General features: G+C 48.0%; 22 protein-coding genes. 5 read left to right on the forward strand and 17 right to left on the reverse strand.

Annotation, left to right across the window (positions count from 1 at the left end; all coding sequences use genetic code 11):
* Positions 1 to 43 precede the first annotated feature (43 nt).
* Positions 44 to 643 (reverse strand): TetR/AcrR family transcriptional regulator, encoded by a 600-nt coding sequence (locus FJQ58_RS15890; RefSeq protein WP_139995117.1) that lies wholly within the window; start codon positions 641 to 643, stop codon positions 44 to 46.
* A gap of 174 nt (positions 644 to 817) precedes the next feature.
* Complete coding sequence (locus FJQ58_RS15895; RefSeq protein WP_139995119.1) at positions 818 to 2,701, reverse strand: beta-L-arabinofuranosidase domain-containing protein; 1,884 nt, start codon at positions 2,699 to 2,701, stop codon at positions 818 to 820.
* Positions 2,702 to 2,856: 155 nt separating this feature from the next.
* Between FJQ58_RS15895 and FJQ58_RS15900 the strand changes: the two genes are divergently transcribed.
* Positions 2,857 to 3,729 carry an AraC family transcriptional regulator gene (locus FJQ58_RS15900; protein ID WP_139995121.1) on the forward strand — a complete coding sequence of 291 codons (873 nt, stop codon included), beginning with the start codon at positions 2,857 to 2,859 and terminating at the stop codon, positions 3,727 to 3,729.
* Between the two features lie 144 nt (positions 3,730 to 3,873).
* Positions 3,874 to 4,518, forward strand: coding sequence for a transmembrane-type terpene cyclase (locus FJQ58_RS15905; RefSeq protein ID WP_139995123.1), 645 nt, complete (start codon positions 3,874 to 3,876; stop codon positions 4,516 to 4,518).
* 65 nt (positions 4,519 to 4,583) lie between these two features.
* Here the strand turns inward: FJQ58_RS15905 and cysC are convergent, their stop codons facing one another.
* Both cysC and FJQ58_RS15915 read right to left on the reverse strand, forming a co-directional pair.
* Positions 4,584 to 5,201 (reverse strand): adenylyl-sulfate kinase, encoded by a 618-nt coding sequence (cysC, locus tag FJQ58_RS15910; RefSeq protein ID WP_139995125.1) that lies wholly within the window; start codon positions 5,199 to 5,201, stop codon positions 4,584 to 4,586.
* A gap of 34 nt (positions 5,202 to 5,235) precedes the next feature.
* Positions 5,236 to 6,282, reverse strand: a complete 1,047-nt coding sequence (locus FJQ58_RS15915) for an AraC family transcriptional regulator (protein ID WP_139995127.1) — start codon at positions 6,280 to 6,282, stop codon at positions 5,236 to 5,238.
* Between the two features lie 173 nt (positions 6,283 to 6,455).
* Between FJQ58_RS15915 and FJQ58_RS15920 the strand changes: the two genes are divergently transcribed.
* Positions 6,456 to 7,037, forward strand: a complete 582-nt coding sequence (locus FJQ58_RS15920) for an NAD(P)H-dependent oxidoreductase (RefSeq protein WP_139995129.1) — start codon at positions 6,456 to 6,458, stop codon at positions 7,035 to 7,037.
* A gap of 156 nt (positions 7,038 to 7,193) precedes the next feature.
* Here FJQ58_RS15920 and FJQ58_RS15925 read toward each other — a convergent pair whose 3' ends face one another.
* The 5 genes from FJQ58_RS15925 to FJQ58_RS15945 form a co-directional block, all read right to left on the reverse strand.
* Positions 7,194 to 7,784 carry a TetR/AcrR family transcriptional regulator gene (locus FJQ58_RS15925; RefSeq protein ID WP_139995131.1) on the reverse strand — a complete coding sequence of 197 codons (591 nt, stop codon included), beginning with the start codon at positions 7,782 to 7,784 and terminating at the stop codon, positions 7,194 to 7,196.
* Positions 7,785 to 7,845: 61 nt separating this feature from the next.
* On the reverse strand, positions 7,846 to 8,289 hold the full coding sequence (locus tag FJQ58_RS15930) for a VOC family protein (RefSeq protein WP_139995133.1): 444 nt from the start codon (positions 8,287 to 8,289) through the stop codon (positions 7,846 to 7,848).
* 206 nt (positions 8,290 to 8,495) lie between these two features.
* Entirely contained in the window at positions 8,496 to 9,485 is a 990-nt protein-coding gene (locus tag FJQ58_RS15935; RefSeq protein ID WP_139995135.1) for a nucleotidyltransferase domain-containing protein, read from the reverse strand.
* 59 nt (positions 9,486 to 9,544) lie between these two features.
* Complete coding sequence (locus FJQ58_RS15940) at positions 9,545 to 11,464, reverse strand: serine hydrolase domain-containing protein (RefSeq protein WP_162341510.1); 1,920 nt, start codon at positions 11,462 to 11,464, stop codon at positions 9,545 to 9,547.
* A 113-nt stretch (positions 11,465 to 11,577) separates the two neighbouring features.
* A complete protein-coding gene (locus FJQ58_RS15945; protein ID WP_139995139.1) occupies positions 11,578 to 12,360 on the reverse strand; it encodes an SDR family NAD(P)-dependent oxidoreductase in 783 nt (260 codons plus the stop codon).
* Between the two features lie 237 nt (positions 12,361 to 12,597).
* Between FJQ58_RS15945 and FJQ58_RS15950 the strand changes: the two genes are divergently transcribed.
* Positions 12,598 to 13,239 carry a TetR/AcrR family transcriptional regulator gene (locus tag FJQ58_RS15950; protein ID WP_139995141.1) on the forward strand — a complete coding sequence of 214 codons (642 nt, stop codon included), beginning with the start codon at positions 12,598 to 12,600 and terminating at the stop codon, positions 13,237 to 13,239.
* Between the two features lie 31 nt (positions 13,240 to 13,270).
* Here the strand turns inward: FJQ58_RS15950 and FJQ58_RS15955 are convergent, their stop codons facing one another.
* From FJQ58_RS15955 to FJQ58_RS15975, 5 genes are all read right to left on the reverse strand, one after another.
* Positions 13,271 to 13,906: a glycerol-3-phosphate acyltransferase gene (locus FJQ58_RS15955; protein ID WP_139995143.1), complete on the reverse strand. Its 636-nt coding sequence runs from the start codon at positions 13,904 to 13,906 to the stop codon at positions 13,271 to 13,273.
* Positions 13,903 to 14,994, reverse strand: coding sequence for a glycosyltransferase (locus FJQ58_RS15960; protein WP_139995145.1), 1,092 nt, complete (start codon positions 14,992 to 14,994; stop codon positions 13,903 to 13,905). Before FJQ58_RS15960 ends, FJQ58_RS15955 begins: the two co-directional genes overlap by 4 nt.
* Positions 14,995 to 15,132: 138 nt before the next feature.
* Positions 15,133 to 16,122 carry a cell wall hydrolase gene (locus tag FJQ58_RS15965; RefSeq protein ID WP_139995147.1) on the reverse strand — a complete coding sequence of 330 codons (990 nt, stop codon included), beginning with the start codon at positions 16,120 to 16,122 and terminating at the stop codon, positions 15,133 to 15,135.
* A gap of 144 nt (positions 16,123 to 16,266) precedes the next feature.
* Positions 16,267 to 17,286, reverse strand: coding sequence for a glycoside hydrolase family 43 protein (locus FJQ58_RS15970; RefSeq protein ID WP_139995149.1), 1,020 nt, complete (start codon positions 17,284 to 17,286; stop codon positions 16,267 to 16,269).
* A 163-nt stretch (positions 17,287 to 17,449) separates the two neighbouring features.
* Positions 17,450 to 20,122 carry a family 78 glycoside hydrolase catalytic domain gene (locus tag FJQ58_RS15975; RefSeq protein ID WP_139995151.1) on the reverse strand — a complete coding sequence of 891 codons (2,673 nt, stop codon included), beginning with the start codon at positions 20,120 to 20,122 and terminating at the stop codon, positions 17,450 to 17,452.
* 137 nt (positions 20,123 to 20,259) lie between these two features.
* On the opposite strand from FJQ58_RS15975, the gene FJQ58_RS15980 reads away from it, so the two are divergent.
* On the forward strand, positions 20,260 to 21,141 hold the full coding sequence (locus FJQ58_RS15980) for an AraC family transcriptional regulator (RefSeq protein WP_139995153.1): 882 nt from the start codon (positions 20,260 to 20,262) through the stop codon (positions 21,139 to 21,141).
* A 157-nt stretch (positions 21,142 to 21,298) separates the two neighbouring features.
* On the opposite strand, the gene FJQ58_RS15985 is transcribed toward FJQ58_RS15980, so the two are convergent.
* The 3 genes from FJQ58_RS15985 to FJQ58_RS15995 all read right to left on the reverse strand — a co-directional run bounded on the left by FJQ58_RS15985 (position 21,299) and on the right by FJQ58_RS15995 (position 26,002).
* Complete coding sequence (locus FJQ58_RS15985; protein WP_139995155.1) at positions 21,299 to 22,216, reverse strand: poly(ethylene terephthalate) hydrolase family protein; 918 nt, start codon at positions 22,214 to 22,216, stop codon at positions 21,299 to 21,301.
* 132 nt (positions 22,217 to 22,348) lie between these two features.
* Complete coding sequence (locus FJQ58_RS15990; RefSeq protein WP_139995157.1) at positions 22,349 to 23,278, reverse strand: NAD(P)-dependent alcohol dehydrogenase; 930 nt, start codon at positions 23,276 to 23,278, stop codon at positions 22,349 to 22,351.
* Between the two features lie 111 nt (positions 23,279 to 23,389).
* A complete protein-coding gene (locus tag FJQ58_RS15995; RefSeq protein ID WP_338016145.1) occupies positions 23,390 to 26,002 on the reverse strand; it encodes a winged helix-turn-helix domain-containing protein in 2,613 nt (870 codons plus the stop codon).
* Between the last annotated feature and the right edge of the window lie 12 nt (positions 26,003 to 26,014).

The raw sequence follows: 26,014 nt of genomic DNA on the forward strand, positions 1-26,014 counted from the left end.
AGGCATCCCAGTATTGCTTATGGAATTGCCCGCCGCTCCCTTATTATGTTACTTTCGCAATACCATATAAAAAAACCTTCACGGCTGCATGATACAGCAGAAGCGCCTCCTCCGGCTTGTTTTTGCGACGCGACATTTGGCCAAGTCCCATAAACAAACCTTCAAAAACAATCGCCAGCCTATCTACGTTATCATCCTTAAATTCCCCTCTGTTTATTCCCTCCTGCAGCAACTCTTTATTGAATAGCAAATGCCGGTCCACCATCACCGCCATCCGCTCATCCACCTCATTGGTTTTCTCTTCATTATTAAAAAACTCGTCAGCTGCTTTGGTCAGTGGATGATTCAGATCATCAAGCACCATTTGCTCAGCAATCCCAAACAGCTTGTCTACCGTTGTATGGTACGAGCTCTCCTTCTCCCGCCATTTCCGTTCCCACTCCAAATCCCATTCGTCAAGCAAATAAAGAAACAGTCCTTCCTTGCTCTTAAAATGGTAATAGATGTTCCCTTTACTGCTGCCTGTCGCTTCGACAATATCTTCAATCGAGGTTCCCTTATAGCCTTTTTGAGCAAACAGTGCTCTAGCCGCGTCAGCAACTCTTTTTTTAGTAAGCTCGGTTTGCATTTGTTTTTTGTTCATTCGCCCACACACCTATTCGGAGGTTATTTTATCCCTCTATCGCAAATAATACTGAACGTTCGTTTTGTATTATATCAGTGAATGAAGACCGATAGCAACCTTTATCCAAAAAAAGAAGCTCTTATGCCCTTATGAAAATGAGCAATCAGAGCTTCTTCCATTTTAAAAATGAACCTAAGCTGGCTTTATGGGGAAGTAAACGCTGTAGGCCTCATCCTTTATTTCGTACAACGGAATAAAACGAATGCCGCGCTCCTGTCCTTTCGTGCGATAAAATCCGGAATTCCACCAACTATGGTTTCTTTCCCGATCCGGTACCAGCAGCGAATCCAATCGCTCGGGATGGCCAGCGAGACGCCTTTCTTCCGCTACTAAGCCTGCCAAGACGATTGGACCATCCAAGAACGCATAGGTGTCTGGCTCGCCTGGAAGCTGCTCCGCTGTTAACGCCTTCGGCAGCTCCACCTGAATGTGGTCCCCATCTGCCCATTCCCGCTCCAGAACAGCATACGCGGATGGCTGCCAATCGCCTTCCAGCAGCACGCCATTAACATAAATCAAGGCTTTGCCGTTTAGCCACCATGGCAGACGCAGCTTCAAGCCAAAGACTTTATTCACAGAGAGGGCAATTTTTATTTCATACTTAAATCGATCTGGACGAAAAGCGGGAATAGGCGGCTGATCCACTTTCGTAATGGCCGTCATGCCTGCCACGTTCCAGGAATGCAGTGGGTACAGCCCGTGCTGTCCGTCTTGTTCGATGGTTAACGTCAATGCTGCATCATCAACCGTTGTCGTTAAGGACGAGGGCAGCCACTGCAAGATGGCAATCCCATCCTCCTCCTTTAAAAAGATTTGCTCGTCATATGCCGCATTCGCTTGCACGAGTGTACCGTGACAGCACCAAAAATGCTGCGTCGGCGAGCCCCATTTTTTGCTGCTGCCCGCCCCTATGCCAAGAAAATAGGAGATCATGCCCGTTTCGTTATGCTGATGCGCAAGCACGCCATTTATAAAGCGGCGCTCCCAATAATCTGCATATGCCGGATCGCCTGTCCAACGAAGCAGCACATGCGTCAGCCGCATCATATTGTAATTCACGCAATGCTCCTGACCCACGCCCATCCTGGTCATATTTCCGGCAGGCATCCAAAGCTCCGCATCATCTGCGGCACCAGTTACAAGATTACCACGATCCTCAACTGCGCATTTCCAAAATGCTTCAACAACTTGGCGGTAACGCCGATCTCCTGTCACCTCCCATGCCTTGGCTGCCCCCAATATCTCTGGAATCTGAGTATTCGCATGCTTGTTGGTCAACGCATCTTCGCCTGCTAATAAGGCATCAAAAAAACGGCGCCGGTCATAACGACTCATGAGCTCTCGATGCTTCTCGTCCTTGGTGATCCCATAGAGATCCGCCCAAGTCTCCAGCATGCCGCCCGTTTCCAGATCAAGCAGATCGTCCATTTGCTTGCGCGAGAACGTATCCGTCCACCCATAAAACCATGATGCCATATCCACCATGATCGTTAGCGCCTGCCCATTCCCCGCCAGCTGGTGCATCTCGTAAAGGCCCATAAGCAGCTTGTGAACCGTGTAATGCGGTGCCCATACCCATTTGCCTTTTACAATCCGGTGCATATAGGTTTCTGGAAAAGCAGCCAGCCAACCGCTGCCGATCGCTTCCTGGCATCTCGCCAATTCAGAGACGATGAAATCAGCTTTCGCTTTGACGAGATTATCGCTTGTATGGCGATAGATGCGTGCAGCGGCCGACAACCAGTGGCCCATCATATGCCCGCGCAGCTCGCAGGTTGGCGACTCCCAGCCCCAGTGCCATTTTTCAGGGCCATCCATGCTCGTAGTTGTGGCGCTAGTCGTTCCCCCATTTCCGCTGTAGCTCCATAATCCTGCTTCCAAATAAAAATTCCGCAGCAAATTTTCATTCGTCAGGCTCATTACATATTGTTTATTTAAATCAAGCCGTGCTTGCAGCGGTCCCTGATTAAGCCGTACGCTTCCTTTAGGAAATTCCGTGAATGTAAAACGATTCATTTGCGTTAGCCTCCCTTTTTTTATCCGATAGCCTTATCGTATAATGAAGGGGAATAAAGAAAAATGCACAAACTCTCAGATTACCTATACTTTTTTTAGGTTAATTTATCTTTTTCAAAGTTCATCGTTCGGACGTTGGAGGCGAAGATTTTAGCATGAATGGTCAAATCTATTTAAGTGCCGACCGGATCCCTTTAGTAAGGGATATCGGAATGAGCCATACGGTAGCTGCTTATACGCATCCTGACCGCGTTGCCGACTATGATGTTTTTCTGTTTGTCGTTCGCGGCTGCATGCAGGTCATTGAGGATGGAGTAGAATATTTCGTAGGAGCGAATGAGCATTTATTTTTGAAAAGAGGAATGCGTCACTGGGGCCTTCCCGCAACAGCACCCGGCACATGCTGGTATTGGATTCATTTCAATGTCCCATCCGATAACGAAATGATATATCGCGAGCACCCGCCGTTGCCGGAAATGGATTACTATCAACCGGATCATTACCATTATCTAATCCCTATGCCAAAGTACGGAACATCACCTTTTCATTTAGGACTGGAATCACGCCTGAATGCTTTAACCTCGGATTATCTCCTACCTGCCACTCATGGCATGCTGGAGATAAGCTTGCGGGTCTGCCAGCTGTTTCTTGAATTACAGAAGGGATTTCAGCAAAAGGAGAACGGGCTGCAAACAGGAAAATCAGATGTAATCGCTGGGCGGATCATCGCTTATTTGCTGCAGCATGTGGAAGAGGACTTTGATTCAACAGGCATTGCCATCCATATGAGGCTAAATTACAGTTATCTCTCTGCCTCCTTTAAGAAGCAGACGGGGCAAACGATTGTGGAAGCGCATGCCCGCTTGCGAATGGGAAAAGCGATTGAGTGGATGAGAAATACCTCGATGAACGTATCGGAAATCAGCGAGCGTCTTGGGTACCGCAATCCTTATTATTTTAGCCGCGTATTTAAGAAAGTGCTGGGCGAACCTCCCTCCTCTTATATGAGCCGATTCTATAAAACATAAAAGCACCGTTATTCCATTACGAACCACAAACTATAGATATGACTCCATTGTTGGTCTACAAGAAAGGCTTGTTTCATATACATAGACAAGCCAAAACCGGGTTTCACTGACCAACAGTTGCTGAAAGGATGTGGTTACGTCTCTATGGAACATCTTTTGCCGCTCAAAATCGAATATCTGCTGATGATTGGTGTCGCTGTATTATGGACGGTCGTTTACCTTCTCGTTATTTACAAAGGGTATAAAGACCAGTCCTGCGGCATGCCGCTTGCGTCCATTTGCGCCAATATTACATGGGAATTTTTATTTACGTTTATCATGCCGTTTCATCCGCTTCAACAAATCGTAACTTTAATTTGGTTTTTGCTGGACTGCATCATTTTGCTACAATTTCTGTACTATTCCAAAGGTATGCCCTTCTCCAAACGCACCATTTACGCATCGGTCTTCTCCTTGCTCGTTATAGCCTTGCTGCTGCATTATGGAATCGCGGTTGAATTTCATGATAAAATGGGCATCTACTCCGCCTTTGGCATCAATCTGATGATGTCCATCCTTTTTATCAAATTATTGTTCACCAAAGAACTGCGCGGCCAATCCCTTGCGATTGCCTATTCCAAAATGTTCGGCACCCTATGCGCCTCTATCCTCTGCTATTCCCTTTATCCTCATTCCATTTTGCTGTTTATTATGTATGTTTTAATTCTCATCCTAGACCTAGCGTATATCTTGCTCGTCTACCGCCAGTCGATAAAGACGATCCGCAAGCCGGCGTTACCTGCAAAATAACAGAAAAAAGGACGGTCCCTTGGCTTAAATTCAACCTAAGGATCGTCCTTTGATTTCTACACCCACTACTTTTCATGCGAATCCACTTTCTCTAATGCCGCCATATACGCTAAAATGCAATCGACTGCCTTCGTTACCGGCATGTGGTCCGTCTGAATTTTTAATTCCGGGTGCAGCGGCACCTCGTAGGGGGAGGAAATGCCGGTAAACTCGGCGATCTCCCCTAGTCTTGCCTTCTTATATAACCCTTTTGGATCTCGCTGCTCACAAACCTCTAGCGGACAAGAAAGATAGACCTCGATAAATTCGTCATCAGCAAATAGTGCTCTCGCCCGGTCCCGATCTGCTTGGAACGGAGAGATGGAGGCAACGATAACGACTATTCCAGCCTCAGTAAATAATCTCGCAACCTCGCCAAGCCTGCGGATATTTTCCTTTCTTGCTTCGGGGGAGAAGCCAAGGTCGCTATTCAAGCCATGGCGCAAATTGTCCCCATCCAGCGTAGTCGTATGTATGCTTTGCTGAAACAATCGCCTCTCCAGCTCTGCTGCAACCGAAGACTTCCCGGAACCGGAAAGCCCAGTCAACCAGAATACCCTGCTGCGATGTCCTTTGAGCTTCTCTTGGACTAAGCGATCCGTGCCGCCTTGGTGCCATGTGACATTCTTCAAAAGATCGTCCATTTATTTTCACACCTCCCTGATCTGTCGCTTATTGTTATCGCTTATGCTCCACTTTTCTTTTATGGCTCGCATGCTCTTTCATGAACTCGGCACGATACTGCCCTGGCGTGAATCCCGTCCACTTCTTGAAGGCGCTCTGAAAGGCGCTAGGCTCCGAGAAGTGCAGCACATAAGCGATCTCTCCCACCGAATACTCCCATTTCCTCAAATAACCCATCGCCATTTCTTTGCGTATCCGGATAGAAAGGTCATTATAGGTGGTCTTTTCCTCCTTTAACTTGTGCTGAAGCGTTCTTGTGCTAGTGCCAAACGATTCTGCCGTTTGCTGCAAGGAGGGAAAGAAAGAGGGCATAGACTTCTTCATCCACTGTGCGACCTGCTCAGAGAATACCCCTGCCTGAGTCATCTCGTCCGAGGTTTCCTGCGCAATCGTCTGAAATAGGCTAAGCAGCCTTGCGTCTGAATAAATGACAGGGTAAATCAGTACTTCCTTGCTCATGCGCAGTGTGCTCACTTTCCGTCCGAAGGCAGGCAATCTCCCGAATACAGCTGAATAAGGATCAAGATCAGCAGTCGCTTCATGCGCAAACTCAACTTCAAACAATGGAACAGGACGGTTGCAAAGCTTACTGATTAAACGGTAGAGCGAGCTAGCCATATCCTCCACGCAGTGACGGGACATCCGCCCCTCATGCTGCAAAAACATACGGATGCATACCTCGCTATCCCGCACTTCCCAATCCAAATTAAATCCGCTGCACAATATTACGTTGTACCGCTGGTATGCCGCCAATGAATCGGCAATCGTACTCGAGTGCATCATCACGTAGCCGAGAATGCCTAAATCCACAAAATCCGTCATCTGGCCTTGATGCAGCCCAAAATGGTCATCCTGCGTATACTCAGCCGCAGCGATCATTAAACGCTCCAGCTCCTCGCTGGAAATTCGAGCTTCAACGTCGCGCAGCAAGTTAGCGTCAAACGATGCATAGCTGCAATAATCCTCCGGATCGCAGCCTTTATGAACTATCGATTTCATAATCGGATGGACCATGGAAATTGCCACTCCATCACTTTTCAAGCGGAGTTCCCCCTTTGCGTGAATCAGCAATTTTTTTGCGTCATTGATCATTCATTTATGTTGCCCTTCGTTTTAAGCTAAAGGAAGTCATACTCCACTATTTTATAACGAATCATGCATGATGGACAGCGCCCATCTTAACGAGGTTCATGAACCCAAGGAGGAAAAATAGAATGAAATCAAAAATTGTCATCGTCAATGGCCATCCTGATTCTCAAAGCTTCTGCTCGGCCTTATCAGACGCTTATGCGGAAGGAGTGAAGAGCACGGATGCCCAGATTAGAAAAATAGAGTTAAGCCAACTCCGATTTGAACCGAACCTGAGGTTTGGCTACCGCCAAAGAACGGAGCTGGAGGAAGATTTAATCGAAGCACAGAAGCTGATCAGCTGGGCAGATCATCTCGTATTCGTATATCCGACTTGGTGGGGAGCGATGCCCGCCATTCTGAAGGGCTTCATTGATCGAGTCTTTTTGCCTGGCTTTGCTTTCAAATACCGTGAAAATTCTAACCTTTGGGATAAGCTGCTCACAGGTAAATCCGCCCATTTAATTGTGACATCGGACACTCCTTCCTGGTACAATCGTTTGATTTACAGGCGTGCAGGCCTTCTGGTCATGAAACGGAACATCTTGCAATTCTGCGGAATTACTCCGGTACGCATAACAGAACTCGGACCGATTAAGCCCTCCTCCCCTGAGCGCCGTGCCGAATGGCTAGAAAAAGCAAAGCAGCTTGGCACTAAGCTCGCTTAACTAACCGCTGCTGCATACCCAGTATAAACCAACCTCTCCGTTATGAGGATTCAGCAAAAAGACCGCCTTCATCATCGAAGTGCGGTCTCTTTCCTTTCATTCGGCAACCTATAGTAACTTAGGCAGCTTCGCCATTCATATAGACGCTCTTTTCATTTACCGGATGCCGTCGAGCAATCTGCGGAGAGTCTGCAAGCAGTCCTCAAGCGATTGCTCAGCCTCGGCAGGATCCGTTATTTGTGCCAGCCAAAGCGCGGCTTCATTCATGGCTCCTGATAACAAATGCGTCGCTGCTTCCAGTCGAATGCCTTTGAGATACCCTTGACGCTGCATGATGTCCAACTGTTCATGCAGCTGCCGCATAGACTGCTGCTCGTCCAGCTGCCGCCATTCCTCCCAGCCGAGAACAGCCGGTCCGTCAATGAGCATAATGCGTCTGTTATTAGGCTCCGTGGCCACGATTACAAAAGCGCGACAGCCCAAATACAGCTGTTCCCATAAATCCTCGCTGCGTGCAGCCTCCTCTTCCAGCCGCTGTGCCACCTCGGATTGCACAAGTTCCAGCACCGCCAGGAACAAACCTTTCTTGCTTCCAAAATGATGATACACCGCGCCGCGCGTCACCTCGGCGTCCTTGGCAATATCCTCTAACGATCCGTCGGCATAGCCATGCCTGGTAAAATGCTGCCGAGCAACCTCCAGCAGTTTATGGATAGTCTCCGCCGTATCCTGTTTGGTTCTTCTCATCCTATTTCCATTGTCTCCTTCACAAACTGAAGCATAAAAGGCTTAGCTCAGCCACTTCGCTTTATTTCGCCTCTGATGGCCATACCGTTTCCGAGTAATTGGACTTTTCTTCCTCCGAAGGCGGAATGACGGTAATGACATCGATCAATACGCCGCCTGGATCGGAAATAATGAAATGCCGTTGTCCAAAATCTTCATCCCGGATATCCTGCTCCAGCTTCAGCTTGGCATCCAGCACCAACCGCTTGTATTCGACATCCACATGTTCAACTTCCATGTTCAAAATCAAGCCTTCTGCTCTTCTCCGGTAGCTGGAGGGTATCGTCGCGTGCCCGGCGTCCAATATCGCTAGCTCATATCGGTTTTGCCCGTCTCCGCAAGTACGCAAGCTTACATACCACTCCGACTCATAGACTACTTCAAAACCGAAATGCTTTTGATAAAACTGCGCGCTTTCTCCTACATGCTGGGACAGGACAACCGGATAAAAACTATTGATCTTCATTTGAATGTTCCTCCTATTATTATAATATAATTGCATAATAACATACATACAGTATGTATGTAAAATAGAAAAAGCTAAATCTTTTAAACTCAAGCATTCGAATGCCAGTTCAGCTTGATTACTAATCCTCCTCATGAAAAAAAGGGCTGACATCCACCGATGACAGACCCTCTTTCGTCCTTGTAGCCGTTAAATAAATGCTTAATTTAATAAGTAAGCTTGCTTCTAGCCTCGTAGAACCGATCGAACAAGCCTCTGATCTCTTCGGATGTCCATTTATCGAAATCAAGAAACGGAAAGAGCTTAGGGTAATCCGCCTTAAATTGCTCGTGATCATAAACATCCCTTTCTTCCAGCTTGCCGGTCTGAAGCAGATGCACGCACCATTTATAAACATAAAGAATGCTCTTGTCATAGCCCCATTCCAAGTTATGGTCCACCGCGTTTTGCAAAAAAAGCACCGCATTGCTGCCCCATCCCGTATTTGCCACTTGATAGATTTCGTTCTGTGCTTGAAACAGATCTTGCTTCATCGCTGGCAGCGGCTGATTCAGGCCAAAGATATGAATAAACGTGTGATAAAAGTCCACGAAACCGAATCGTTCAGCGTTTTGCTTCAGCAAATAAACCGTCCTATTCTGGCTTCTCGGTAAAATAAGGTAATGCCAATAATAAGCTAACAAAAGGTCATTGCTGGCCAGTCTCAGATGAGCAAGCGCTGTGTTCGGGAAACCACCGCTAAGCATACTTTCCGCCAGGGCATAACGCTGATCGACACTTTCCAGAGCCTGCTCCCTTTTCTTCGCTGTAACTGCCGGGTCAAACAACGTATCGTCATATGCCGCTTTAAACTTTGCCATTAAGCCAGACGGATCGTGAACGATCCGGCATTTGTAAATCTGGATCGGAAATCGAAGCACGGCTTCATTAGATAAGCTTTCTTCCATCAAAAAATCTTCTACCTGCTGTTTGCTGACCTGAATGATTTCTACTCCAATATTCTCCATGTAATTAAAATATTGAAGCTCCGGCAAATGCTGATCTACCAGCACACACAGTTCTAAATCGGAGTGCTTCCAAGCCATTCCACGGGCTAGACTTCCGCCAATAGCAACGGAAACAATGCCAGGGTGATCCTTAAATTGATTTGCCACACGATTCGCCGAGTCATAAAGCTGCTGCTTCCAATGCACCATATCCTAGTCACTCCTAAACGAATTAGATGTTACGATACGGGTTTTCACAGGTTGGGAAGTTACGAATAAAACTGCCAAAAAACAAGCAATAAAATAAGGATGATCATAATTATGATGGGAACGATAGCTAAAATTTTCCGACTTAAGGACAGCATGTGCTTCTTCATCGTCAACTGCCTGAGCAGCAAAACGATAAACAAGATCGCCAGCGCGGTTAAAACGTAATTAACAATAATGTGGATGATCATTTCCGAGTAAGCACGTTCATAATTGCTAAGCATTCTAAGTGCCAATATCGCGATATTTACGATCACAGCGGAACCGGTCAAGGTAAGCATGACGACATATTTTTTCAATCCCGCTTCCGTCCAAGCGGCTCTCTCATTTCTCTTTCTTTGAAGCAGCGCTTGAATGATCCATATGATTGGCATAAGGATGACATACGCAATCGAAATGACCGCTAAGAACGCACTGGCTATGAGCACAGGCACCGATTTGTTTGAAGGCAGCGGCAAATAATCGGTGGTGTAGGTCGTCATTTTCTCTACCTGATGCCCTTCTACTTTAAAATGAAGCGCCAGCCATGAATCGAGCGCTGTGTCACCTCCCGCCTTTTCATAAAGAAACGGCTTTATCTGCTTATAATCGGCAGTCATGCCTGCAATGGACAGCTGTATTTCATTGGTTCCTTTTGGCACTATTTTTAGTAGAGTCAGATAAGAATAAAGATTCATAAAGCCATAAAAAGGGCGGCGAGCAGCAATATAACTTCCGGCAAGCTCGGAGGAATCTGGCAAATCATTCGTCAAAGCTTCCGGCTTCCGCTGACCCAGCAGCGCCTTCGTTAAACCATGGACGATATCGGTCTCCCCCGCTTGATTGGTAAGAATGACGATGGCAAAATGATCTTCCGGCACGATCTGCAGTTGACTGGAGAAAGCAATCGTATTTCCGCCATGCCCCATTCCCTTATGCTCTCCTGCATATTCCCAGAAACCGTGCGCAATTCCTGGCATGTCGGCCTCCACCGAATAACTTGAAGCGAGCATTTCGCTTAGCGTACCAGGCTGATCAAATAACGCGGAACGCTCGCCTTCGGCTGGCATGAATGCCATTGCGAACTTCGCCAAATCCTCTGCTGTACCATTATTTCCGCCGTTCGGATACATCGACATGTAATTCCAAGAGCCCGGAGTGAAAGTGGCGGGACCGGAGTAAAAATATCCTTTGGATTTACGGGCAATGAGATCCGGGCGATCCTCCAATGTAGAAAGGGCCGAGGAATCGTTCATAGCCAGCTTGGTGAAAATATGCTCGTCTGCATATTCATTAAATTTCTGTCCCGTTATTCTTTCCACGATATAAGCCGCGAGAGAATTTCCGAAATTGGAGTATGCGACTACTTCACCTGGCTTATATACCTGAGCGGGCTGGGCAAGCAGCAGGCCTTCCTCCAATGTACGGACATCATTCGGGGATTGATAGGCCATATCGAACATGTACTCTTCGAAGCCCGCATTGTGGTTCATGAGATTCAGCATCGTAATCGGCTCTTCAAATTTGAGCTTCGTCAAAAAATCAGGTGGCAAATAGGTTCTAATATCTGCTTGGAGCTCCATATCCCCTTTTTCCACCAATTGCATAACCGCGGTCCAAACTATAAGTTTGCTTATGGACCCCCACTCTAATATGGTTTTCTGTGGCTCCATTGGCAGCTGGTTTTCGATATCTGCATAACCATATCCCTTTGATAGCACAATCTGTTGATCCTTAGCTATAACAACCGATGCGCCGGAGGTCGATTGGCCGATGTACTTTTTCATGTAATCATCAACAAAGGCTTCTAGGCCTGAAAGGGGTATCCCCGAGGGAGTAGTCCCCCCGCTTGCTGCGGGCGTGGATTGCTCTGCAAAAACAACGAAGGAATACGATAAAAACAGTAAAGCTGCGATTAGAATGGCTGCTCCTTTTTTAAACATGCTTGTCTCCCTTATTCGCATTAATTGTATAAAAGCGCCGTGTGAAATTAGCTATGGGCCCTCCACATTTCAAACGCCCCATACAAATAATACCATAGAAATGCCAGAATCGCTTAACGTGTGCGAAGCATTCGCCCAACGATAAACAGCATTTGCTTCCGAGGAACAAATCGAGACATTTGGGAAGAAATATAATTCATTAGCCCTGGGATGACATAGGATTTTTTGGCTTGAAGGGAACGAAGAGCCGTTTGAACGACATATTCCGGCGTGGCCCGTTTTCCCACCGATGCTTCTTCAGCCGCGACAACGTTGAAAAAGTCCGTTTCCGTTGACCCCGGGCATAACGCAAGGAATTGAACCCCCCGTTTCCTATTCTCTTCCCAAAGCGCCTGGGTGAATGACAATACGAAAGCTTTGGTGGCGCCATAGACCGCCATATTAGGAAGCGGTTGAAAGCCGGCAGTTGAGGCTACGTTAATCACCACGCCGCTTTTTCTTTGCAACATCGAGGGCAAGAATAAATGCGTAAGATCGGTAACAGCCACTACGTTAAGCATCATTTCTTCATGCTGCCTCGGACCAGACAATTGTTCAAATAGCCCATGCGTAGCGAATCCCGCATTATTAATAAGGATATCGACACTTAAGCCGCGCTCTTCACATTGTTGATAGAGTCGGTTGGGGGAACCCTCTTCTGCTAAGTCACAAACGATAACCTCCGCTTTGATCCGATGGTCTTGCTGCAGCTTCTCTGCCAAAGCGTGAAGTTTGGCTTCTGTACGAGCAACCAAAATGAGGTGGCTCCCTCTAGCGGCTAGTTCCTTCGCGAATGCTTCCCCTATTCCCGATGAAGCCCCTGTAATTAGTGTCCATTTGTTTTGTATCGTTATCATTCTTAATCTCTCCTCTTGTTTCCCATTAGAAACACTGTTTCTATATGAATTCATTGTATTCTACCAGAATTCAAGTGTCAACACACATGATTAACCACCTTATCATGGCCATACAGCACTCCATATCAGCCTGTTAGTACGGGATAAAGTGGCATTTTCGCTATGGAACAAGTAAAATAAACTTTAGAAAACATGGTTGCTTCAGATAAAACTATCGTTCTAAGGGTGTGAACTGAAATGAACAAGGCGTCCGACAAGCCTTCTATAGATAGCCGTACGGTTACAACTTACCCTGAAGCTAAACTCCAGCATGCCGAAATGCTGAAGCTTAACATTATTGAAGCCGCGGCAACGATTATGCAGGAGCAAGGACCTGAAGCTGTAACCATCCGCCGGGTAGCCGAGAAAATGGAGTGCTCCACCAAAATTATTTATAACTTGTTTGGCAGTAAGGACGGATTAGCCCGACAGCTTTATCTCGAAGGCTGCAAATTACTTGCTGCTGCATTCGAAGAGGTCCCCGCTCAAGCTGACCTCAAACAATATCTTCGTGAGCTTGCCGAGGCTTACTGGCAATTTTCTAAAAGCCATACGAGCTACTACATGCTGATGTTTGGCGGAGCCTTTGGCGATTTCAAGCCTGGCGCGGACAGTTTACAGGCGACCATAACCGCTCTTCAACAATTGATTACCATCATTAGTCAGGCCATTGAACAAGGGTTGATTTCCGAGAAAGATCCTCTGCTTGTTGTCAATCTGGTTTGGTCATCACTCCATGGAACCATTCACTTGTATTTAGGGGGCCATATTCCTAACGAAGCAACAGCCAAAGCGCTGTATGACCATTCGGTAGCGCTTTTAATTCATTCATTTTTCTAAGCAGCCATCAGAAAAAACCGCCTCTAGGGACCTATTTATCCCTAGAGGCGGTTTGTTTCTTTGTGTGAGTTTTCTTTAATCGCTGCGTAACTTCCTTTCGGTGCCTGTAAAGAAGAATGGAAAAATTACCGAGCCAGATGAGCAAGAGAATAACGGAGAACATTCGGATCGTCAAATAAATGGACAGGATAAGCATCCCTATCACAACCTGGAGGCCATCTCCATCGGAGGTTTTAGATTTGTTTTTGTAGAGGAAGCGGGCCGCTCCAGCCAGCAGCGCCAAAATGATCGCATACGCCAGTGAAGCCTCAAAGCCTGTGAGCGCGCTCCATACCCCGAAGGTAACAGCGATCGCCTTTCCGCCCCTCCCTTTAAGAAACGGAGAAAAAGCATGACCAGCGATTGGTGCAAGCGCTAGCGGAATAAGAACGAACCCTTTGGCGTAGCTGCTGCCAACAAGCAAAAGAACAGGAAGGTATCCTTTCAAAAAATCGAGCAATACACCGACAAGACCAAGTTTATAACCAGTTGCTTTCCACAGGTTTAAGGCACCCGGATTGCCGTCGCCAACAGCCTTGATATTTTTTCTCCCCAGCAGCCCCAGCCAGTATGAAAACATGAGGGATCCCGACAAAAAAGAGCCTGCAGTCAGCAAAATAATGATCATTTCCGTCTGCCCCCTACCCGGATGTACCTCCCTTTCCATTTTACTTGCCGCAGAACGACGACCTGGTACAACGAATAAAGCATAACCACAACAAAAAATAAGGAGGCAAGAACATGCAGAAGTGGAATCAAGAGGCCAAAGGAACCTACATATTTCATAAAATAAAAGAATTGCAGCATGTACAGGATATACCCGGCCAATAACGGAAGTGCCCACTCTGTATTCATAAAAATAAATAACGTGTTGGACATCAGGAGCCCCACCACCCAAATGGCTATGGGGATAATCGTTAACGAATTAAGCGTGGAGGTGCTCAGTACAGCACCTTTGCTAAAGCCTTCAATCTCGCTTCGAATACCATTTGGATACATACGGAACGAAACCAAGCCATACCCGATAAAATTGGTTACCGAAACGCCTGCGGCAATAAACTTTGCTCCGATAAGCAAATCATCCAGCACCTCCGATTTGACGCTCGCGTGGCCATTAATTTTTTCGTAATCCTCTCGCAAGGCGATAATGCAGGAGCCGTAAAGGCCTTTCCTCAAATTGCCTTTTTCAAATACGGAAGTAAACGTAAAAATGCCAAGCATGTTCATGACCAGCGCGAGTCTTTCATAAAGCTTCTCCGTATAGTGAAAAGGAACAACCGAAATGACACCATTCGATCGTTCCCTTGCTTGACATAACGAAGCCAGCGCGTCGGGCGCCAACCGGATATCCGCATCCAAAAAGATAAACGCATCGCCCGCAGCCTGCAAATAACCATTCCAGACGGCCCAGCTTTTCCCCGTCCAGCCCTCCGGAAGGCTGCTGCCTGCAATAACCTTTACCCCAAAACTTTCTGCTATCGCCCTCGTCCGGTCTTCCGAAAAATCATCTACAACAATAATCTCAAAGGGCTGAAGGGTTTGTGAGCGGAGTGAAGCAAGAAGATAGGGCAAATTGCTTTCTTCATTTCTAGCTGGAATAATGACAGACAGCTTCATAAGCTGCTGATTAGGCGCAGGCGACCGTGGCACTATGTTTCTTCTAAACAAAATAAAACCGCTTAGGCATCCGGCTAGCATAAGAATAAGCATCCACATATTCTGACCCCCTTCCCTATCTATATATATGAGGAGAGCCGCGGTATTATATTCATTCTCAAATCTGACAAGGAAGAGACTTTAAATTTGCGGTTTAAAAAAAAGCCCGCTATGGCATTAGCGCCATAACGGACTTCTCTATTTCGCAAAACTATGATGGCCAATGGTAGCGATGACATCCAAGCCGGACCAGAATGATCCTTTGGACACCTCGGGGTTAAAGAAATAAACCGCATTCTTAATGTTATTTTTCCCATTTAAAGCATCCTTGGCAGCGCGCAATACGCTTGCATTGGGTTTACTCTTGTCAAGCAAGCCATTATGGGCCGGCGGGAATTGCTTTCCCGAATAAATAACGTCTCGTATCGAATCCGGAAATCTGCTATCCTTCACTCTGTTCAATATCACATTCGCTAACGCAAGCTGTCCCTCATAAGACTCATATCCTGCTTCAACCATTGTAATTTTGGCAAGCAGTGTGAGTTCTGCATCCGTAAACGGTTTTGCTGCCGTATCCAAGACGGAAGGAATAATAATCTTAACCTTAGTCCCAGACTTGATCACGGCTTTGCTATCGAATCCGTTCCGCTTCAACAGTTCCGCCTTGCTCATGCCAAATTCTTTGCTGATTTCATCCAGCCCATACTGTTCCTGAATGACGGCGGGCTGCACCTTCGTAAGTTCAACCACATCCGATTCTGTATTCAGACTCAACTTCGCATGCAGCATTTCCGCTAGCTGGCGCAATGGAACATACAATCTGCCATCCGTTAAGAATGGAGCCGCATCCATCAAATACCGGCTGCCATTGAAATACACAACCGGCACGCCGCTTCCAAGCACGATTTTATCATTTAATGCGGTATGTATGCTTGCTTCCTCATTGTCTTCATCCCAAGTTGCCTTTGCACCGAACAAATTCGCTACGCGAGCCATAGGAACATACAATCTACCTTCCCGCATAAGCGCAGGATCAGTCATTTTCACCGTTTCACCGTCTAGCTTTATCGTTACTTCACTCGCAGCTTCTGCCGCCGAAACAGCAGTCAGCGGTCCGATACAAAGTAGAAACATTCCCAAAATCATGGTCAAGATAAGATTTTTAACTGGCTTGCTTTCTCTGAACATGCGTACCTCCCAGTCCATCCAGTTGGCGTAATCTCCCAACGTTTATCTTCTGGGCAAAATTATAACACAGCTTATCGCTTACATAAGATTAACATTTTCACAGAATTCATCACTCTTCGTCAAAAGGCTGATTTTCAGCCCTTCCTAACCGGTAACGCTTTCAATTTCTTTGCCGTCCAAATCCGTTCGTGATGATTGAACGAGGAAGGAATCGCCAGTATCGATCATCTCGTACAACCTGCATCTGGATTCGGGCATGCGGAACGGTGAGTGTAGAATAAGCATCCAATCGCCTTGGAACGTTTGAAAGAGCATCCCATGGCCGCTATCGTCCAAAACAAGTGGTTCTAACTGCTCCCACGGTCCTTCCAGCTTGCCTGATGCGGATCGCGCGATCGTCTGCACATAACTTCCCTTGTCATAAGTAGACCACAGCATAACGAGCTGATTGCGACTCGTCCGGTACAGCTGGCATCCGTCGGTTACATACACGGGCAAAGAAGCCTCTTCCGATTGTTCTCCGTTTTCCCAAGGCGCTTCGGAGCCGTTAAACAAATGAATAGGCTCTGAGGCACAGCCGGTGAGATCGCTCTTTAATCGAACGGCTTCCACCGTGCCATCTGCCGTCTGAACCCATTCGTGGCAGTATACCATCCACGGGCTGCCGTCTTCGTCAATATAAAGCGAACCATCAAGCGTCATCAATTGTTCGGACACAACGGGAGCATCCTGACTGACTAATTCGAACGGCCCCTCCAGTGAATCGGACACAGCAATTGCGGTCCCTCGCCACTGAAGCGGAAAGCCTCCATGCCCCCGACCTTCCAACGCTTGATCGTTATTATGCAGCGTAACAAACAAATAATAGCGTCCGGCGTAAGCATGCACTTCCGGCGCCCATGCACCATGCTGCGGATTCGCCCAGCCTCCGTCCGGAATAGTGAATACGACGTAAGGCCCGTCCCAAGCGGCCAAGTCCCTGCTTTTGTAGGCGAGAACGCCATAGCGATTCATCCCGTTTAATCTCGGGCTGCCGCCGGTATACAAATAATAGGTTTGCGAGGCTTCGTCTGCAACGACAAAAGGATCATGAGCCGGGATGTCGGACAGCTTGAGACCGGATCTTGGATTAGCAGCATCGGAAGCGTTATTATACACGTTCATCTGGACTATCCCTCCAACTTTAAATTAAGATGCAAAGCACTTGATTAACCTGAATAGGAAGACGCCTTGCTTAGGGCGCCTGCCTACTTATGGTACCATGAATTTGGTTTGCTGGATGTCCTTAGATGATAAAATAAATGTTTTCACCCTGTACGCTTATTTCTTAGCCCCATTGATACGAAAACGCATAGCTGCCCGATCCAACTACAACCTTAACGCCGTCCAGAACAAGCTCGATGCCGCGTATCCCTTCCGCTTGCTTCAGCGGAACGCCACTTTCCAATATTCGATCAAGCTTAGCGCCAGGCAATAGGACCATGCCCTCGGCATTTGCCGGAATCGTAACGCTTATCTCCAGTCCATTACTTTCAATCCGCTTCCAGCATGAAGCGACTGGACCGTACATCGTTTCAAGCTGAGTATCTGCCCAATCAAGGCCAGGGCCTGGGTACGGCTTAACATGAACCACTCTGAAGCCTGGCTGCGACTCGTCTGGCTTAATTCCGCCAACATAGCTGTAAAGCCACTCGCCAATGGCACCATAAGCGTAATGGTTGAACGAATTCATATCCGCACTCCAAAAGCTCCCGTCTTCCTTGATGCCATCCCAATGCTCCCAGATGGTTGTCGCCCCTTTTGTTACCTGGTACAGCCAGGAAGGGTAATCCTGCTGGAAAAGCAGCTTATAGGCCAGCTCGTTTTGCCCGATCTCACTGAGCACGGGATTTAAATAAGGCGTACCGACGAAACCCGTTGTTAAATGATCGCCCGCCTCGGCTAACAGCTCCACCAGCTTCTGAATAGAACGTGCCTTGGCTTCCCCCTCCAGCAGGCCGAAGCGAAGCGCCAATAGCTGAGCCGTTTGGGTAGGTACAGACAATCGGCCCGATGGCGTTACGAATTCGCTGCGGAATTCGTTCACGATTTTCCCATGCAAGTCGCGGTAATACTCGGCATCCCCCGTCTGATCCAGCGCTACTGCTGCCTTCAACGTGAGCGAGACGGCATAAGCGTAGAAGGCTGTCGCAATGTAGTCACGGTCTGTCGCGCCAACATAGCTGTCCGGTTTGGAATCCAGTGCCAGCCAATCTCCGAAGTGAAAGCCTGTATTCCACAGATATGGATTGTCCCCTTCTCCATGAATGTAGGAAACCCATTTCTTCATGCTCTCGTATTGCTCCGCAAGCAGCCGGTTGTCGCCATACATTTCATAGATCGTCCAAGGACAGATTACGGCAGCATCTCCCCAAGCCGAAGAGGAATGGCTTGTTTCTCCCCAACCGATAGAGAAGGACTCCTGAAGGTTCGGAACATAAAATGGGATGCCCCCCTCCGTGGTCTGGTCCGCTTTCAAATCACGCAGCCATTTAGTGAAAAACGGCGCCGTATTCATCAAATAGGAAGCTGTACGAACGAACATTTGCGCATCGCCGGTCCATCCGAGCCGCTCATCCCGCTGCGGACAGTCGGTTGGCACATCGAGAAAGTTGCCTTTTTGTCCCCAAAGGATATTATGATGAAGCTGATTAATTAGAGGATCGGAGCAGTTGAAGCTCCCGGTAGGCTCCATGTCCGAATGCAGGACGACCCCCGTGAAATCTTCAGCCCGAATGGTGTCAGGAAAGTCGGTCAGCTTCGCATAACGGAAGCCTTGAAACGTAAAATGAGGCTCATACGTTTCGGGCTCCCCGCCCTTCAGCGTATAGCGAATGAGCTGCTTCGCAGCGCGAACGTTGTCTCGGTAGAAATTCCCACCCGCGTCCAGTACTTCCGCATGCTGCAATTCGACCGTCTGCCCGGATTGACCGTTCAAGGTAAACCTCAACCAGCCGACCATGTTTTGTCCCACGTCCAGAATCCGATCTCCCTGCGGCGTTGTCAAAATCGCTAGCGGCTTTAAAAGCGTGACTTGGGTCACGGGCACGTTCTCCTGAGCAACGATGATAGCCTTAGAATGCTCGATAACCTCCACTTGATGCCAGCCTGCTTCAGACGGATTCGTCCAATCCCGTTCAAGCCGAGCATCGTACGTTTCCCCCATATAAAGATCTGACATTCTTATCGCGCTTTCCGCCGCTTCCCAATTCTTGCCGGAAACGATGCGCTCTTCTGAACCATTCTCATAGCGAATATGCAGCTCCAGCAGCAGGGCCGTCGTTGTGCCATACATCTCCATTTGATTTTTCCAGCCGAGATGCCCTTTATACCAACCGTTCCCGAGCCACGCGCCAAGCGCATTGGACCCTTCCTTTATCAGCGAAGTGGCATCGTAGGTTTGATACTGCAGCCGTTTGCCGTAGCTGGTCCATCCCGGGGTGAAATAGTGTCCGCTCACGCGCTGCCCATTTAACTGCAGCTCATACAAGCCAAGCGCCGTCACATAAATGGTTACGCTTGCAACAGGGCTCTTAACGTCTACGAATGTTCGCAGCTGCGGACAAATCTCCGAGTTCTGAGGGAAGCGTGCGCGCGGTGCTCGAATCCACTCCGCCTGCCACTGGCTCGAATCCAGTAGACCCGTTTCAAAAAAAGCTGGCTCTGTCCAATCCGAGCCCTTACCCGCCTGATTCCATGCTCGGACGCGATAGTAATACCTGGTACGTGCTTCTGGCAGCAGGCCATCCAAACCAACGTGAATCGATTGCCCGGAATTTCGTTGGCCGGAATCCCAGAGCACCGCTTCAAAGGAAGCATCTCTAGCTGCTTGGATTTGGTAAGCTGACTGCACGCAATCCCTATCATCAGAACGCAATTGCCAACTGATTCTTGGCTCAGCCACATCGATTCCTATCGGATTTTGTTTGTACTCACAGCGAAGCTTGGCTACACGAAACATAGACCTATCTCCTTCTTTTCCATAGAATTAAACTTGCTTTTATTTTATAATTATAGCCGTGACGATTCTAATATCACCCGGCGATAAAGACATAATATCCCTGTAATCATGACAATTTATTTGAAGGGGAATCCGCAATGAAACCGTCCGCTCAATTGTTTAAGGCTGAGTTTTTCTTTGACCATACGATTCATTTATTAGTCAACCGATATACGGAAGACTTCACCGTTCCCTTTCATGCGCACGACTTTATCGAATATTGTTATGTTGCTGAAGGAAAGGGCTTTCATCATATTGAGCAGGAAACCATTCCAGTCAGCAAAGGCATGCTGTTCGCGATTCCTGTTGGCGTATCCCATGTATTCCGCCCGACTACGCCCGATGCTAAAGGCAATCCACTGATTGTATATAATTGCTTGTTTGACTCGCATATGGTCGACCAACTCACTGTCATGCTAATGGAACAACCCATACAAGAGCATCTCACAGACCTCAGAAACCGCAGGATCCCTTATTTCTCCGTCAGCGATCACGACGGCTCAATCGAGAGCCTTGTGCAGATGCTTTATCGTGAAATGTCTGTTCAAGGCATCGGCTCCGCCACAATGCTGCACACCCTGCTTAGCCAATTAGTCGTAACCGCATACCGCAAAAACCTGTCTAACTCCGATAAGCCAAGGTCTGAAGTGGCTAATTTTGATCAGATACTGCAATTTCTAAAGCAGAATATGCATGAGGCAGTAACGTTATCCGAGTTGGCCCGTGTGTCCAAGTGGAGCGATAGGCATTTGCAGCGTTTGTTCCAGCGGCAAACCGGACAATCCTTCGGCTCCTATCTCCAAAATCTGCGCGTACAGAAGAGCTGCGAGCTGCTTCGAAGCTCTGAGCACAAAATCAGCAGCATCGCAGAACGGGTGGGGTACCGCGATATGGATTCCTTTAATGCCGTATTTAAAAAAATCGTCGGACAACCGCCTAGGCAGTACCGTAAACTTTACAGGCCGAACGGTTCACCATGACAACTTGCGGTTTCAACTAAAGCGGATAAGAAAAATACTTTATCGCGTGAAACCTATAGATTCTTTTATTTACAAAAAAAAACGCTTGGGTTCCCAAGCGTTGCGAAGTATATTATTTACGCTGTAATTAACATGCGTAGTGAAACGAAGCAGCCCCTTATGATTGCAAATTAGCGGAATAAACATCCTTCCAACGATCATTCGTTAAAATTTCTGCCTTTTTGCCGGTAAAAGCCTTTTTAGCCTCTAGGTCATCCATTAACTGGTATCGCATCCAGGCTGTCAAATAACCTCTGTGCTTGCCACCGTCCTGTTCAATCGCTGTATGCGCGGCTCCTTTGGCCATGGCCATCAATGCCGGAATTTCGGGATTGGCCGTTGTCAAAGCTAATTTGTTGGAGGCAGACGGCGAAATAATAAAATCACGGGTTCCGCCCATCACGAAAAAAGGTACCTGCAATGCCGAAGTATCATATACATCCTCTGGATCACAATATTTCAAGTCCGGGAGAGCAATCGAAACCACGGTTTGGATAAGTTCTCCGCTCTCAAAATGAGTATGAGCATTAATGACGCCAGTGGAGCCTTGAGAATGGCCTGCCGCTCCGATATGATCCACTTGAATTCGCTGATAGAACGGACTGCCCGACTTATCATTTTCGTCAATCATATATTCGGTCGCGGCAATAATCTCTTTTCCGGTTCCCGTTGTTTTGCTGTACGTATCAACGACAACAAATCCCCAGCTCGCCAAGTGGCTGAACAGCTTATCATAATTATCGGGCAATGCCCCTGTTCCGTTGCCCCAAACAATGAGCGGATAGTTGGAACCTTCGGACTTCGGGAAATAGACTCTGTACAGCTTCTCTCCGTGCTCATCCGAAATTTCTTGCCTTTCTACTTGGTACGTTCCCCGCGCAGCATATTTCTCTTCAACGCTGCCTTTCGTAAAGGTGGCAGAAACCGAGTTCACGAGAAGGAAAGATACCGTCGAGAACGCTGCGATAATCATAACCATAAAACCAACGAGCCATAGCAACCATTTTCTTCTTAGCACACTCTTGATTTGCGGCATGCAATCTCCTCTCACTATGAGGTCAGACGTATCCGTTTTCCGAACCTGCATGTTCATGCAAAACTCACGATAATTCGCCTTATGAGCATTCATAGTTGTTTAATAGGGTAATTATACCATAGCTATAGCGCTTCATTTAATTTTGCTAACAGGATCCACCGATATTACTACATTTCCTTTTTTGTGGCCCTTCTCTACATAACGATGGGCTTCTGGCGTTTGTTCAAACGGATAGATTCTATCTATGACCGATTTCATTGTCCCTGCCTCCACAAGCTCTTTGAGAAAAATTAAATCATCAAGCCGAACCTTAGCGATGCCCTGGCCTTCAACGGTTACATATACCCCGTCCGGTACCAAAACATTCTTGCATTTCGATTTGGTGGTTTTCCCTACAGCGTCGAAAATGATATCGTAACGCTCACCGCTTGCCGTCCAATCCGCCTTCGTATAATCAATGACAACATCGGCGCCGAGAGATTTCACCAATTCAAGATTGCCGGTACTGCAGACCCCGGTAACCTCGGCGCCAAAATATTTTGCAAGCTGCACCGCAGAAGTTCCTGTTGCGCCGGAGGCTCCGTAAATCAATATTTTTTGGCCGCTTTGAATCTTTCCTCTCCTAAGGAAATGCAAGGCTGTCGTTCCTCCAAAAAGGAGCGAAGCAGCCTCCTCATGAGTCGTATTGACCGGTTTTATAGTCACCGTGCTATCCGCTGCGAGGCAAATATACTCCGCATAACCGCCAAATCTCATCCCCGTAAATGCATATATCGGGTCGCCGCTCTTGAATCCCTTAACCGATTTCCCTACCGCTTCGATTACACCCGATAACTCCGTGCCAAGAATCGGGTTTCTTGGTCTTCGAATGCCTAAAAATAGCCTCATAGGAATTTTGTACAAGAGAGGGCTTTTGAAGCTGCGAACTCTGCAGTCGCCTGAAGTAACGGTTGTCGCATGAATTTTGATCAACACTTCATTATCCTTAGGAATAGGCTTCTTTATTTGCTGAAGCTTCAGAACATCCGGCGATCCATAATTTGTGCATACAATTGCTTTCATGGTTTTCCTCCACACCTGAATTTGCAATTAGTATAGCTGCTGCATGGGATTGAAATATAGATACTAAAGTAGGGTTTGCCGATATTTAATTCTTCGCTTCACTAGCATAGCTTACAGCAAACCTAATTTGCGGGCACATGCAACTGCTTCCGTTCGCCGCGTAACCTGCAATTTGTCAAAAATCATCCGATTATGGCCTTTCACTGTGCTCAGAGCAAGAAAAAGCCGCTCGCTGATTTCAAGGTTTGACCGTCCTTCTGCGATCAGCCGCAAAACCTCCAGCTCCCGTTCGCTTAACGGCTCAATCAGCAGCTCGGGATCCTCGAGTCTCTGTTGCGCACGTTCTACATCCAATTCAAAACCCTCAATCGTATAAGCAGTCAGCAGTTGTTCTAAGTAAGGCTGCATCCTTCCCGTTGCCGCCGCTTCGCACAATAGCCGATGCATCGGCCTTCCTTCGTCGACAAAGCTTCGGATAAAGCCTCCACGTTCAGCCATCTTCAAGGCTTCTGCTAGAATTTGCGAAGCCCGTGACTTTTCGCCAGATGCTTGCAGAACAACGGACAACAGCACCCTCACCTTCAGCTGCTCATGCTTTTGCTCTGCCGAATCCGCCTCCTCCTTAAGCCGTCCTAGCAGTGCCAGTGCCCCAGCCACGTCTCTTTGAGCCCATTGTACTCTAGCTTGACTAAGGCGACGCTCATGCTTTTGTGCCAGATCGTCGGCTGCGGGCATATCCCCCTGTTGTAGCCGCACAAGCACGAGCGTATCAACAATCGTAGGCAGCTGCTGCGTATAATGATGCTGCCGCGCCAAAAGCTCAGCATTAGCCAAGAGAGCAGCCGCTCCATTTTTTTCTCCCTCGGCAAGCTTTACCTTTGCTAAAAGCACCTCGCCCGCAACGACTCGATCCGTGCTGTCAAACTGCTTCGCCAGATGCACGCTCTGCTCGCCATGCTGCTTAGCTCTATCCAAGTCGTTCCATTCATAAAAGATGCGGGCTAATCCCAGATGCGCCTCGCAAGCCACTGGAATAGGCGAGTCTCCTGTTATCGTTAGAACTCGCCGATAGGACTGTAACGCTTCTTCAAGCTCGTTTTCCGTTTCATGGATGTGCCCCAAGCCAAGGGTAGCCATAATCGAAATGATGGCATGCCCGATCATCTGGCTGCTCGATAGAGCTTCCATATAGGCTTTGCGGGCAGCGATACGATCACCTTGGAGATGATATGCATAGCCAAGAGCCCAGTTCGTGGCTGTGCGGACGGGCAGGTTGTTAGCGTGCAAATATTCAAGAGCACGATTCGATTCAGTTATGATGGTGTCTGCTTGATGCGTGCTGACCGCCAGTGAAGCGCGAATTGCGGAAATATGTCCCAAAAGATCACGATTGTTATCGTCTGGCTCTGCAGTCCGCAGTGCTTGTTCAGCGGCTTGCAGTTTTTGTTCAACACCCGTCAATTGGCCAACCATCAGCATGGCCGAGGCATGCATCACCCATAAAGAGGGCATTTCATCCCGGTCTTTATTGGACAAGGAGTCGAGCCACTTCATGATAGGGTACACCGCTCCGCGAAAGAGCAAAGGCATCCCGTTTCCCTCCGCAAGCCGGGCAGCGCGCCGATGATCCCCTGCCGCGCCTGCGTGATGAAAGGCGTCAAGCTCCTGGCCATGCTCTTCATACCATTTGCTCGCGCGTATATGCAATTGTGCCACTTGGCAAACGCCATCTCCTGCATTCAAGGAATTGTTCTGAAGGAGTCGTTTCCGCAGCAACTCAGCAAACAGATGATGATAGCGATACCACTGCCGCTCGTTGTCCAGCGGGACGATGAATAAGTTGGCGCGCTCGAGAAGCTCCAATAATTGTTGTCCGGAAGGTGAGGGGGGCAGCTGCTCCTCGTCTTCGCTGCAAAGAACGGCATCGCAAAGCGGGCCGGACAATCGCTCGAGAATGGAGGTGCGCAGCAAAAAAGCTTGGATGCTCGAGGGCTGCTGCAGTACTTCTTCAACAAGATAATCCATGACGAACCGGTGGCTGCCTGTGAATGATTGAATGAAGCTAACGGGATCTTCATGTCCCTTCATAGATAATGCGGCTAGCTGCAGTCCGGCAATCCAGCCTTCCGTTCGGGATTCTAGCAAAGTAATATCATTGGCCGAAAGGCTTAACCCCATCACGCGAGTCAAAAATTCGGCAGCTTCACTCGAAGTAAAGCGCAGGTCTGAGGCGCGTACTTCCGCCAATTGGTTTCTGGCACGTAACCGCGCCAAGGGCAGCCGCGGAGCTTGGCGGGTAGTCATGATTACATGCGTTTGCGGCGGCATCTGCTCAATAAGCATCGCAATGGCATGGTCAATAGGTCCTGCATCCACTACGTGGTAATCGTCAAGAACAAGGATGAAAGGGTATGGAATGGCAATGATCTCATTAAGCAAGGCTGTAATGATCGATTCGATTGGCGGGGGCTGTGGGGATTGGAGCAAAGCCAATACCCCTTCTCCACTGCTAGGGGCAATGGTTTGCAAAGCCGCGATGAGGTAGGTTAGAAAGCGTGTAGCGTCGTTATCCCCTTTGTCCATGGATAGCCAGGCAACTGGTCGGTCACAAGTGGCCAGCCATTCGGTAACGAGCGTCGTTTTGCCGTAGCCTGCAGAGCCAGAGATAATCGTTAATTTGCCCTGCAAGCCCTCTGCCAGCTGCTCAAATAGACGGCGTCGCATAACAATTCCGGG

Source organism: Paenibacillus paridis (assembly GCF_006345825.1).
Taxonomy (GTDB): domain Bacteria; phylum Bacillota; class Bacilli; order Paenibacillales; family Paenibacillaceae; genus Pristimantibacillus; species Pristimantibacillus paridis.

Excerpts from the sequence above, each read along its gene's own strand:
- FJQ58_RS15920 (WP_139995129.1), top strand. The coding sequence starts at position 6,456 with ATGAAATCAAAAATTGTCATCGTCAATGGCCATCCTGATTCTCAAAGC.
- FJQ58_RS15985 (WP_139995155.1), bottom strand. The coding sequence starts at position 22,216 with ATGCCGCAAATCAAGAGTGTGCTAAGAAGAAAATGGTTGCTATGGCTC.
- FJQ58_RS15895 (WP_139995119.1), bottom strand. The coding sequence starts at position 2,701 with ATGAATCGTTTTACATTCACGGAATTTCCTAAAGGAAGCGTACGGCTT.
- FJQ58_RS15905 (WP_139995123.1), top strand. The coding sequence starts at position 3,874 with ATGGAACATCTTTTGCCGCTCAAAATCGAATATCTGCTGATGATTGGT.
- FJQ58_RS15955 (WP_139995143.1), bottom strand. The coding sequence starts at position 13,906 with ATGATCATTATTTTGCTGACTGCAGGCTCTTTTTTGTCGGGATCCCTC.
- FJQ58_RS15990 (WP_139995157.1), bottom strand. The coding sequence starts at position 23,278 with ATGAAAGCAATTGTATGCACAAATTATGGATCGCCGGATGTTCTGAAG.
- FJQ58_RS15995 (WP_338016145.1), bottom strand. The coding sequence starts at position 26,002 with ATGCGACGCCGTCTATTTGAGCAGCTGGCAGAGGGCTTGCAGGGCAAA.
- FJQ58_RS15960 (WP_139995145.1), bottom strand. The coding sequence starts at position 14,994 with ATGTGGATGCTTATTCTTATGCTAGCCGGATGCCTAAGCGGTTTTATT.
- FJQ58_RS15940 (WP_162341510.1), bottom strand. The coding sequence starts at position 11,464 with ATGTTTAAAAAAGGAGCAGCCATTCTAATCGCAGCTTTACTGTTTTTA.
- cysC (WP_139995125.1), bottom strand. The coding sequence starts at position 5,201 with ATGGACGATCTTTTGAAGAATGTCACATGGCACCAAGGCGGCACGGAT.
- FJQ58_RS15965 (WP_139995147.1), bottom strand. The coding sequence starts at position 16,122 with ATGTTCAGAGAAAGCAAGCCAGTTAAAAATCTTATCTTGACCATGATT.
- FJQ58_RS15975 (WP_139995151.1), bottom strand. The coding sequence starts at position 20,122 with ATGTTTCGTGTAGCCAAGCTTCGCTGTGAGTACAAACAAAATCCGATA.
- FJQ58_RS15950 (WP_139995141.1), top strand. The coding sequence starts at position 12,598 with ATGAACAAGGCGTCCGACAAGCCTTCTATAGATAGCCGTACGGTTACA.
- FJQ58_RS15900 (WP_139995121.1), top strand. The coding sequence starts at position 2,857 with ATGAATGGTCAAATCTATTTAAGTGCCGACCGGATCCCTTTAGTAAGG.
- FJQ58_RS15890 (WP_139995117.1), bottom strand. The coding sequence starts at position 643 with ATGAACAAAAAACAAATGCAAACCGAGCTTACTAAAAAAAGAGTTGCT.
- FJQ58_RS15930 (WP_139995133.1), bottom strand. The coding sequence starts at position 8,289 with ATGAAGATCAATAGTTTTTATCCGGTTGTCCTGTCCCAGCATGTAGGA.
- FJQ58_RS15970 (WP_139995149.1), bottom strand. The coding sequence starts at position 17,286 with ATGAACGTGTATAATAACGCTTCCGATGCTGCTAATCCAAGATCCGGT.
- FJQ58_RS15935 (WP_139995135.1), bottom strand. The coding sequence starts at position 9,485 with ATGGTGCATTGGAAGCAGCAGCTTTATGACTCGGCGAATCGTGTGGCA.
- FJQ58_RS15945 (WP_139995139.1), bottom strand. The coding sequence starts at position 12,360 with ATGATAACGATACAAAACAAATGGACACTAATTACAGGGGCTTCATCG.
- FJQ58_RS15925 (WP_139995131.1), bottom strand. The coding sequence starts at position 7,784 with ATGAGAAGAACCAAACAGGATACGGCGGAGACTATCCATAAACTGCTG.
- FJQ58_RS15980 (WP_139995153.1), top strand. The coding sequence starts at position 20,260 with ATGAAACCGTCCGCTCAATTGTTTAAGGCTGAGTTTTTCTTTGACCAT.